9 protein-coding genes and 1 pseudogene are annotated in these 10,614 nt (G+C 62.8%); 2 read left to right on the top strand and 8 right to left on the bottom strand.

What is annotated here, in order from left to right:
* The first annotated feature begins 182 nt into the window (after positions 1-182).
* Complete coding sequence (locus O3299_RS28020; RefSeq protein ID WP_305063672.1) at positions 183-1,481, top strand: leucine-rich repeat-containing protein kinase family protein; 1,299 nt, start codon at positions 183-185, stop codon at positions 1,479-1,481.
* A 54-nt stretch (positions 1,482-1,535) separates the two neighbouring features.
* On the opposite strand, the gene O3299_RS28015 is transcribed toward O3299_RS28020, so the two are convergent.
* Positions 1,536-2,801 carry a nitronate monooxygenase gene (locus O3299_RS28015; RefSeq protein ID WP_070277935.1) on the bottom strand — a complete coding sequence of 422 codons (1,266 nt, stop codon included), beginning with the start codon at positions 2,799-2,801 and terminating at the stop codon, positions 1,536-1,538.
* A 183-nt stretch (positions 2,802-2,984) separates the two neighbouring features.
* A complete protein-coding gene (locus tag O3299_RS28010) occupies positions 2,985-3,470 on the bottom strand; it encodes a YajQ family cyclic di-GMP-binding protein (protein ID WP_034759416.1) in 486 nt (161 codons plus the stop codon).
* Positions 3,471-3,655: 185 nt separating this feature from the next.
* On the opposite strand from O3299_RS28010, the gene murB reads away from it, so the two are divergent.
* Complete coding sequence (murB, locus tag O3299_RS28005) at positions 3,656-4,684, top strand: UDP-N-acetylmuramate dehydrogenase (protein WP_251350950.1); 1,029 nt, start codon at positions 3,656-3,658, stop codon at positions 4,682-4,684.
* A gap of 75 nt (positions 4,685-4,759) precedes the next feature.
* Here the strand turns inward: murB and O3299_RS28000 are convergent, their stop codons facing one another.
* The 6 genes and pseudogenes from O3299_RS28000 to O3299_RS27975 form a co-directional block, all read right to left on the bottom strand.
* The gene (locus O3299_RS28000; RefSeq protein WP_251350949.1) at positions 4,760-5,074 is read right to left on the bottom strand and encodes a pyrimidine/purine nucleoside phosphorylase; all 315 of its coding nucleotides are present in this window, start codon (positions 5,072-5,074) and stop codon (positions 4,760-4,762) included.
* Between the two features lie 25 nt (positions 5,075-5,099).
* Positions 5,100-6,125 carry a diguanylate cyclase gene (locus O3299_RS27995; RefSeq protein ID WP_099665024.1) on the bottom strand — a complete coding sequence of 342 codons (1,026 nt, stop codon included), beginning with the start codon at positions 6,123-6,125 and terminating at the stop codon, positions 5,100-5,102.
* 10 nt (positions 6,126-6,135) lie between these two features.
* The gene (cheB, locus tag O3299_RS27990) at positions 6,136-7,188 is read right to left on the bottom strand and encodes a chemotaxis-specific protein-glutamate methyltransferase CheB (RefSeq protein ID WP_251350948.1); all 1,053 of its coding nucleotides are present in this window, start codon (positions 7,186-7,188) and stop codon (positions 6,136-6,138) included.
* Positions 7,189-7,198: 10 nt separating this feature from the next.
* Positions 7,199-9,502: a hybrid sensor histidine kinase/response regulator gene (locus O3299_RS27985; protein ID WP_305063671.1), complete on the bottom strand. Its 2,304-nt coding sequence runs from the start codon at positions 9,500-9,502 to the stop codon at positions 7,199-7,201.
* The gene (locus tag O3299_RS27980; protein ID WP_099665022.1) at positions 9,499-10,185 is read right to left on the bottom strand and encodes a chemotaxis protein CheW; all 687 of its coding nucleotides are present in this window, start codon (positions 10,183-10,185) and stop codon (positions 9,499-9,501) included. Before O3299_RS27980 ends, O3299_RS27985 begins: the two co-directional genes overlap by 4 nt.
* 9 nt (positions 10,186-10,194) lie before the next feature.
* Positions 10,195-10,614: pseudogene (locus tag O3299_RS27975) on the bottom strand (methyltransferase); the annotation flags it as partial.

Here is a 10,614-nt window from a genome sequence, read left to right as displayed (position 1 = left end):
AACAGGACCGTGAAACAACTTTGCGCCGATGATAGTGCTGCAACCAGTGTGAAAGTAGGTTATCGTCAGGCTTGTTATTCGAAAAAACCCCTTCCGGTGATCCGGTTGGGGTTTTTTTACGTCCAATGATTTTATGCATGGCATCGATCGCGTGCTACCTTGAAAGGAATATCTTGTCTGCTGTGCATACACTGGAGCAATTACGCGCTGGCCAACTGGCCGGCCTGCGCCGTCTGACGCTGTCCTGCGGCTTGACGGCATTCCCTCGCGAAATCTTCGACCTCGCCGACAGCCTGGAAATCCTCGACCTGTCCGGCAATGCGCTTGCCACGCTTCCCGACGATTTGCCACGCCTGCACAAGCTGCGCATCATTTTTTGCTCGGACAACCTGTTTACCAGCTTGCCGGCCGTGCTCGGTTCCTGTCCTGCGCTGGAAATGATCGGTTTCAAGGCGAACCGGATACGCCACGTGCCGGCCACAGCCTTGCCATCCAGGCTGCGCTGGCTGACCCTGACCGACAATGCCATCGAAGCCTTGCCGGAGGAGCTGGGCAAGTGCGGACAATTGCAGAAACTCATGCTGGCGGGAAATTGCCTGGACAGCTTGCCCGCTTCGTTGGCGAACTGCCGCCGGCTGGAACTGGTGCGCATCGCCGCCAACCGTTTCACGGCGCTGCCCGACTGTCTGCTGTCCCTGCCATGCCTGAGCTGGCTCGCGTATGCGGGCAATCCCTTCACGGAAGCGCGGGAACTGGCGGCCCTGGCCGGTTCAGCCGCAGCGGGCGTGGCGTGGCAGCGCCTGGTATTGGCGCAGCAGTTGGGCGAGGGGGCGTCGGGCGTGATTTACCGTGCCCGCCTGGATGGCGCCGATGAGGTCGCCGTCAAAGTGTTCAAGGGGGCCATGACCAGCGATGGCTTGCCGCGCAGCGAGATGGCCGCCTGTGTCGGCGCCGGTGCCCATCCGGGCCTGATTCCCATCCTCGGGACGCTCGATGCACATCCACAGGGAGCGCTGGGACTCGTCATGCCGCTCGTTGACGCGGCCTTCCGCAACCTGGCCGGACCGCCGAGCCTGGAATCGTGTACGCGCGACGTGTATGCCGATGGCGCGCGCTTTGATTTTCCGCAAGCGCTAGCCATTGCCCATGGCATCGCCTCGGCCGTGCGGCAGTTGCATGCACACGGTATCGTGCACGGCGACCTGTATGCCCACAATATCCTGCATGCGGATGCCGGCGCCTGCCTGCTGGGCGACTTTGGCGCGGCGTCCATGTTTGCGCCGGGCTCGTCGCACGGGGACGTGTTGCAGGGCATAGAGGCGCGCGCCTTTGGCGTGCTGCTGGGCGAACTGATCGCGCATTGTGCGACGCCTTTGCCGGCCCTGCAAGCCATGATGGAAGATTGCCTGCAGGAAGAAGCACTGCAGCGGCCCAGCTTTGAGGTGATCGAACGGGCCTTGCGGGACATGTTCCCCGCATAAAAAAATGGCGCAGCCTTCGCAGGCTGCGCCATTTTTATTTCAGGCTGGCAAGATTCAGCTTGCCACCAGGATTTCTTTTTCCGGCAGGGCGATCTGGTTGTCGACGCTGAACTGGTAATCCTTGAAGACGTGTTCGGCCGTCAGGATCTGGTATTCGCCGTTGTCGAGCTTATGCGTGGTGTCCTTCAGGCGGTACGTGTAGTGGCCGCAGGTCCAGCAGTTGAAGTTGCGCATGTGGGTGCACAGGCAAGTCTTGTCCATCACGACGACGGTTTTTTGCTCCGGATGGGCAGCCACTTCGCGGTTGTACGAGTTGATGTACGCGCAGTTGCCCGTCGCGTCGAGCAGGTAGCCATACGATTCGCAGCCTGGACGGATGCCGGCGCCGATGGCGGGCGTGTTCTTCAGCATGCGCATCGGGTAACCCGTCGGCGAAACGCCATTGACGATGATGTCTTCTTCCGAGGCCTTGTAGTATTCCTGCTTGACCTTGTTTGGCAAGCCGCATTCCTTGGTGACGGTAAAGCGCGTCGCCACTTGCACGCCAGCCGCGCCCGCTTCCAGGAAGGAAACGGCATCGCTGCCCGTGAAGATGCCGCCAGCGGCGATCAGCGGGATATCCAGCTGTTCGGCCTTCAGGTAGGCCAGCAGTTCCGCCGTGATCGTGTGCAGGTCGTAATTGGCCCAGTCCATGCCGAAGCCCAGATGGCCGCCGGCCAGGGGGCCCTCGACGATGATGAAGTCGGGCAAACGGTCCAGCTTGGCGTTCTTGCGCAGGAAAATCTGCAAGGCGCGTACGGACGAGACGATGATGCCCAGCTTGGCATCACGGAAACGCGGATGGTCGGCCATCAAGGCGAACGAACCAAAGTGCAAGCCGGCCGACAGGGTGATGCCGTCGATGCCCGCGTCCAGCGCCGCATTGAGTCGCACGCGCAAGGTTTCGCGGGGGCCGTTCATCGTCAGCTTTTCCATGCAATTGACGAAGATCAAGCCATCGCCTTTTTTCGCTTCCATGGTGCGGCCGATATGCAGGCGCTGCGCTTCCGCCAGGCGGCCCAGGTCGAACTGCACCACGGCCTTGTCGCTGTTATTGATGTTGAACTTGTACAGTTTCGTCTTGTCTTTGACGAAGGTGGTGTCGAAACGGCGATCCGACACGTCTTCCACCATGGCATCGGAGATATGCCCGATACCGTTCAGCCGGGCCGCTTCCAGGGCCAGCTCCGACGTGGAAATATCCACACCCATTCCGCCTATCATGATGGGCACATATTCTTTTTTGCCAAATCGCAGGCGGAAATCATCAACACGTTTCATTGCTATCCTTAGACTACCGTGGTTATCACTGAGCCAGATGTACGGTCAAGCCCGCTGCCGGTCAGGCGCGCGGGCGCATGTAGCTGTGCGCAGCTTCAATTCTACCCCAAGCGCGCAGGCGCTCCGAGGCAGCTTGCCGCCATGCCGGTGCAAGCGCAGGCCGCAGCGTGCGCATCATCGAAATTAATCGCGGAAATTGTTAAATTCCAGCGGCATGTCGGGTACATCCTTGCGCAGCATGGCCATGGCCGCCTGCAGGTCGTCGCGCTTGGCGCCCGTGACGCGCACGGCTTCGCCCTGGATGCTCGCTTGCACTTTCATCTTGCTGTCCTTGATGACGCGCACGATTTTCTTGGCATCATCCGATTCGATGCCATTCTTGATCTTGATGATCTGCTTGACCTTGTCGCCGCCGATCTTCTTGATGTCGCCTTCGTCGAGGAAGCGCACATCGACCTTGCGTTTGGTCAATTTGTTGGTCAGCACGTCGCGCACCTGGCTGAGCTGGAATTCCGAGTCCGCGAACGCGGTCAACTCGTTTTCCTTGTGTTCGACGCGGGCGTCGCTGCCCTTGAAGTCGAAGCGGGTCGTGATTTCCTTGTTGGATTGCTCGACTGCATTCTTGACTTCGATCATATCGGCTTCGGAGACTACATCAAATGACGGCATGGTCTGTTCCTTTTCTTGTTAAAGCGAGCGCACGCTCGGCGCGCTGGGCCTTGGCGGCTGATTCTGCGCCATGGGACGGCCCTGTTAAAGATGCGACATTTTAACGGACAACGGGCAAGTCGCCCTTGTCCTGAGGTGGTTTTTTGTCGCTTTCGCTCTATAATCGAGCAAAATTTCTCGATCCCATGTCTGCAGAGCTCACCATCGAACACAATTACTCCCTCCAGCGCCTGAATACCTTCGGCATCGCGGCCAATGCGGCCGCCTACGTACGCATCACCTCGCAGGCCGAATTGCACGCCGCGCTGCAAGATCCCGCCTTGTCCGCCATGCCGCGCCTGATACTGGGCGGCGGCAGCAACGTCGTGCTGACGGGCGACTTTCCCGGCGCCGTGCTGCACATGGCCACGCGCGGCATGCGCCTGGCGCAGGCGGATTTCGAGACGATACTCGTCACTGCCGCGGCCGGCGAAAACTGGCACGATTTCGTGCAGTGGACCCTGGCGCAAGGCGTGGGCGGGCTGGAAAACCTGTCCCTGATTCCCGGCACGGTGGGCGCGGCGCCTATCCAGAATATTGGCGCGTATGGCGTTGAAATCAAGGATTATCTGCACAGCGTGAGCGTCATGCACAGTGGCAGCGGCATCGTCTTCGACATGGACCGCGATGCTTGCCGTTTCGCTTACCGCGACAGTATCTTCAAGCAGGCGGACGGCCGCGAACTGATCGTGCTGGAAGTCACGTTTGCCTTGCCGGCCGAGTGGCAGCCGAACTTGCGCTATGCGGAACTGGCGCAGGCCGTGGCCGAGCGCAATCTTGCCGAGCCGACACCCCAACAGGTGGCCGACACGGTGATGGCGATCCGCCGGCGAAAATTGCCCGACCCGGCCGTCATAGGTAATGCGGGCAGCTTCTTCAAGAATCCCGTGGTGTCACGGGAGCAATGTCTTGCCTTGTTGGAACGTTTCCCCACCTTGGTACACCATGCGCAGCCCGATGGCACGGAAAAGCTGGCGGCAGGGTGGCTGATCGATCAGTGCGGCTGGAAGGGGAAAAACCTGGGGCCCGCGGGAGTGTATCCCAAGCAGGCGCTGGTTCTGGTGAATAATGGCGGCGCTCGTGGCGCGGACATTACCCGGCTGGCGGCAGCGATACAGGATGATGTAGAGGCGAAATATGGCGTACGCCTGTCGCCCGAGCCTGTGTTTGTCTAAATAGTCAATCCGCGCTTGAAAAAATGTTCAGGGCAAGGCAGTGCAACACAGCCATGGACGTTTTTTCTGCATGGATTAGCCGAAGTGGCAGACGTAATCTACGGTTTCGACAGTTTCAATATCAAAATAGCTATTGCCCGGTACCTTGAATTGCGTGCCCGCGCCATAGCTGTTCCACTCCGTCGCATCGGCCAGGCGTACCTTGCACAGGCCGCTGACGATTTCCATGATTTCCGGCGCGCCCGTGTTGAAGCGCAGCGATGACGCGAAAATCACACCCACGCTTTTCTTCGTGCCATCGGCCAGGATGACGTTGTGCGAGACGCATTTGCCGTCAAAGTAGATATTCGACTTCTTGACGACGCTGACATTGTCCAGTTGTGTGCTCATGCTTCACTTTCCTTGCTGTTAAAAATCAGTCCTGGACGTCAGCGGCGCTCAGCACGCTGTTGCGTCCACCGCGCTTGGCCGCGTACAGGGCCTGGTCGGCGCGGTTGATCAATTGCTCGACCGTCGAGTCCGGCGAAGGCACGATGGTGGCCACGCCGATCGAGATGGTGACGATGCCCGTGCTTGCCGCCGGATTCTCGATCTGCAAGCCTTCCAGGTGGCGCCGGCACGCTTCGGCGATCAGCAAGGCGCCAGCCGCTTCCGTTTCCGGCAGGATCAGGGCGAACTCTTCGCCGCCGTAGCGGGCGGCCAGGTCGGCCGGGCGCTTCAAATGTTCCGTCAGCACGGCGGCGACTTTTTTCAGGCACAGGTCGCCCGCCAGGTGGCCGAAGTGGTCGTTATAGCTTTTAAAATGGTCGATATCACAAAACAGCAAGCTCAACGGCGTCTTGTCGCGCTGGCCCCGCTGCCATTCGAATTGCAAGGTTTCATCGAAGCGGCGGCGGTTGGCGATGCCCGTCAAGCCATCGAGGGCGGCCAGTTTCTGTAACTCGATATTGGCATCGGCCAGGTTCTTTTGACTTTCTCGCAGGAAACGAAAAGCCTGGTCGCGCTGCAGGCGGCTGATGTGGGCTGCCGAGTGGTAGCGTATGCGCGCCAGCAGCTCCAGGCGGTCCGGCAGTTTCACCACATAATCGTTGGCGCCGACGGAAAAGCTGTGCGCCTTCAGTTTCGGGTCATCCTTGGCCGACATCACGATCACCGGCACGTGCGCCAGCGCCGCGTTTTCGCGGTACAGCTGGATCAGGGCGAAGCCGTCGATGCCCGGCATCACCAGGTCTTGCAGGATGACGGTCGGTTGCAAACGCAGCGCCGTGTCCAGCGCCTGCGTGGCGTCGGTCACGTAATGAAATTCGATATCCTGCTGGTCGCTGAGCATGCGCCGTACTGCCTCGGCAATGATCAACTGGTCATCCACCAGCAGCACGCTGACCTTGAATTCGGTCAATGCGGGCTCATGCTGGCTGAAACTGGAGGAGAATTCTGGCATTGCATTCTTTTCAGATGTTAGGGGAGGGCTCCCACCCATTGTTGAGTTTGGCGCCCAGGCGGCTGCGCAGGCTGGCGCCTATTCTATCCAAGGGCAGGATGTGCTGCGCCGCATCGAGTTCGGCCGCCGCGCGCGGCATGCCGTACACGGCACTGCTGGCCTGGTCTTGTGCGATGGTCGTCTTGCCGGCGCGGCGCATGGCCAGCAAGCCATCGCCGCCGTCACGCCCCATGCCTGTGAGCAATACACCGATGGCGTCGCCGCGCCAGTGCTGCGCCACGCAGTTGAAGAAGACATCGACGGATGGGCGGTAAACATACTCGCGTGGTGCTGCATCGTAACCCAAACGATAATTTTGATCTAGCAGCAAGTGATCATTGGTCTTGGCGATCAACACCGTGCCAGATACCAGTTCATCGCCTTCGACGATCACGCGCGCGGGCATGCTGAGCTGGTCATCGAGCCATTTGGCGAAGTGCGAGGCGAAGGTTTCATCGATATGCTGCACCACCACGATGGCGCAACCGGGCGGCGCCGTCCAGCCGGACAGCACCTTGGCCACGGCCGAAGGGCCGCCCGTCGAGGCGCCGATGGCCACCAGCGTGGTGACTTGCCCGTCGCCCCGTTCGCCGCCATTGCCGTTCGCCTGGCGTGGCGGCGGCGTTTCGGCGCTGTGGCGTATCAGCTTGCCGATGGTCTTGATCTTGGCCAGCAGTTCGCTGTCGCCGCCCACTTGTCCCTGCAGCACGGGGGTGGCCGTGACGTCGAGCGCGCCCGCGCCCAGCGCGCGGAAGACCTGGTTGACATTGTCTTGCGGGCGTCCCGTGACCACCAGAATGGCGCACGGGCTTTGCTCCATGATCAGGCGCGTCGCCTCGACGCCATCCATCTCCGGCATGTTCAGGTCCATCAGGATCAGGTCGGGACGGTTGCCTTCGCACATGCGCACGGCTTCGAGCCCCGTGCGGGCGATCCACAGCACCTGGTGTTCCTGCGTGCTGGCCACCACGCGGCGCAGGGCCTCGGCGGCCATGGCGACATCGTTGGCAATGGCAATTTTCATGAAGTACAACTCATAAGCGGGCATCTCCTATCAGGTCGGCCACCGCGTCGAGCAAGGTCTCGTCGTGGAAGCTGCCTTTGGTCAGGTAATAGTCGGCGCCGGCGGACAGGCCGCGCGCGCGGTCTTCCGGGCGGTCCTTGTACGAGACGATCATCACCGGCAGCTTGTGCAGGTGCAGGTCCTTCTTGATCAGCGAAACCAGTTCGATGCCATCCATGCGCGGCATGTCGACGTCGGTGATCACCAGGTCGTATTCGCCGCTGCGCACGACGTTCCAGCCGTCGATGCCGTCGATGGCCACGTCGACTTCGAAGCCGCGCGCCAGCAGCAGCTTGCGCTCCATCTCGCGCACCGTCAGCGAATCGTCGACGACGAGGATGCGCTTGGCGCGGCGCTGCTGCGCGTGGCCCGCCTGCGCCAGCTGGTGCAGGCCGCCTTCGTGCAGCAGCTTGTCGATCGACAGCAGCAGATCGGGCACGTCGAGGATCAGCACCGGCTCGCCGTCATCGAGCAGGGCGGCGGCGGAAATGTCGCGCATCTTGCCGAAGATCGGATCGATGGCCTGCACCGCCAGGCTTTGCTCGCCGCGGATGGCGTCAACCACCAGGGCATAGCTTTGCTTGCCGCGCCCGATCACCACCACCGGCAAGTCCTCGGCCTGGTTCGCCGCTTCGCCCAGTTCCAGCACCTGCGCCGCCGAGACCAGGCCCAGATGCTCGCCCTTGAGTTCGAAGAACTGCTTGTTTTCCAGGGTATGGATGGCCGCCTGCGGCACGCGCACCACGCTTTCCACCTTGACGATGGGGATGGCGTAGGCTTCGCCCTGGATGTCGATCACCAGCGCGCGCACGATCGATTGCGTCAGCGGCAGGGTGATGAGGGCGCGGAAACCCCGGCCCGGCTCCGATTCCAGGCGCACGGTGCCGTTTTGCTGGCGTATCGTCTCGTGCACGATGTCCAGGCCCACGCCGCGTCCGGACAATTGATTGGCCGTCGCCTTCAGGCTGAAGGCGGGCAGGAACAGGAATTCCAGCAGCTCGCCCGGCGACAGCGCGGCGGCCATGGCGGGGCTGGCCATCTTGCGCTCGATGACGGACTGGCGGATCTTTTCCAGGTCGACGCCGCGCCCGTCGTCGCTGATTTCGATGCTCAGCATGCCGGCGCGGTGGCGCGCTTCCATGCGTATCGTGCCCAGCGCTTCCTTGCCCGCGTCGATGCGCTCGTACGGGCCTTCCATGCCATGGTCGATGGCATTGCGCAGCATGTGGTTCAGCGGGCTTTCGATCTTCGCCAGGATATCGCGGTCGACCAGGGTGTCTTCGCCTTCGATCTCCAGCTGCACTTCCTTGCCAAGGCTGCGCGCCAGGTCGCGCACCATGCGCGGGAAGGCGTGGATGCCGTCGCGGAAAGGGCGCATGCGCAGCGCCAGCACTTCGTCGACCATGCCTTGCGAGACGGCCAGTAAGCGCCGTTCATAGGTTTCGATGTCGGCGATGTGTTCGAGCATGAACTGCTTCAGGGGCTGTGTCTTTTGCAGCGCCAGCAGGGACTTTTCCATCAGGCCCGCGTCGCCCGAGCGGGCAATGGCTTCGTGCAGGTGCTCGATGGCGGAAAACAGGCTGCTCTGGTTGCGCTTGAAGCGCTGCAAGGCACCGATGAACGGATGCATCTGGTGCGCATTGATGCGCGATTCGCTGGCCAGCGACAGCAGTTTGTCGAAATTCTGCGCCTGGGCCTTGGCCGGTGCCGCACCTGTACGCGGCGCGGGCGCGGCAGCTTCTGTCGCTTCCGCGTCCTCTCCCGCCAAGCCGCTGGCCACGGGAGCCTGTGGCGCCGCCGTTGCCGGCGCTGGCACGGGCGCCGGCGCCGGCGCCGAGGGCAGGGCCGGCAATTCGGGCAGGTCGGCGATGCCGGCGATGGCGTTCAGGGTCTGGTCGATCTGCGCCGCATTGGCGGCCAGCCACGCTTCGGCGCCTGCGTCGTCCAGGCGCGACAGCTGCACGATCAGGTCGACGCCCGACAGCAGCACGTCGACCCGCTCTGGCGTGAGTTTCAGGCGGCCGTGCTGGGCGGCGACAAAGCTGTCTTCCATGCCGTGCGCCAGCTGCACCACCACTTGCAGGCCGACGATGGCGGCGGCGCCCTTGATCGAATGTGCCGCGCGCATCATCGCTTCGACGGCGGCCGCATCGCCCGCATGGCGCTCCATGGCCAGCAAGCCGTCGGTGAGGATCTGGGTCTGGCTGTCCGCCTCCATGCGGAACAGGTCCAGCATGGAAAAGGCACTCAGGTCGCCGTGCTGGTCCTGGCTCATCGTAATAGTCTCGCAAGTTGAAAGCCGATCAGCGCCGTGTCGAGGCAGCCGATGCGCATGTCGCCCTCGGTGATGACGCCGGACAGATAGCGCGACAGGCCCTTGTTGATGGTGGCCGCCGGCGCTTGCACGGTGCTCGATGCATAGCGCACGATGCCGTGCAGGTCGGCCACGGGCAGCGCGTAAGCCTGTTCTTCCCAGCGCATCAGCAGCAGGCGCGCAAAGGTGTGGCGGCCGCGGGCCGCCGGCGCGCCCTGTTCGTCGATGCCCAGCAAGTGTGCCAGCGACATGCACGGATACAGCTTGCCGCCGATATTGACGATGCCCGCCAGGCCGCGCCCGCCGCGGTGCGGCAGCACGTGCGGCTTGGCCTGCGGCGCCACGGAGTCGAACACGCGCGTGGGCAGCGCCAGCCATTCGCGGCCGATGCGAAATACCAGCGCCGAGCTGTCGCGCACTTCGCCGCCCGCATCGATCTGGCGGAAGTGGCTGGCCCAGTCGCGCTGGTAGTGTTCATCCACGGGCCGCTGCAGGTTGCGCTGGGCGGCGCCCGCATATACGTCGCAGTTACGGCAATGCACGTTGGCCGGCAGCCTGGGGCAGCTCTGGTCGCCGACCACGCCGATATGGTTCCAGCAGTCGTCGATGGCGTCGGGGGACTCGGTGGCGATGAGGTTGGTCATGCTTGCCCCTTAGTTGGACGCCTGGCGGCGCTGGTAGATGCGCGCCGCGCGCGCCTTCAGGGTGGCGGCGGCCGTGTGGTTGCCATTGCGTTCGGCCAGCAGCGACAGGTGGCACAGCGCCTCGTAATGGTCGGGCTGCAGGTAGATGCAGCGGCGCCAGTAATCGTCGGCCAGGTCCATCTTGCCGGCCAGTTCATTGATGATGCCCAGCATGAAATACGCTTCCGCCGCCTCGGGCACGCGCGCCAGGTGGGCGTGGCATTTTTCTCCCGCTTCGCGCAACTGGCCACGGTCGGCCAGCAGGCGCGCCTCGGCCAGCAAATCGGCTTGCGCGGTTGGCGCGGCCGGCGCCGGCGACGGCACGGACACGGGGCGCGTGCGCGGCGCTGTCGCGGCGGCAGGGGCGGCGGCAGCGGCCGCGCGCCTTGG

The sequence above is a fragment of the Janthinobacterium sp. SUN176 genome, from assembly GCF_030587335.1.
Taxonomy (GTDB): Bacteria; Pseudomonadota; Gammaproteobacteria; order Burkholderiales; family Burkholderiaceae_D; genus Janthinobacterium; species Janthinobacterium kumbetense.
This window is presented reverse-complemented; position numbering and strand designations above follow the sequence as displayed.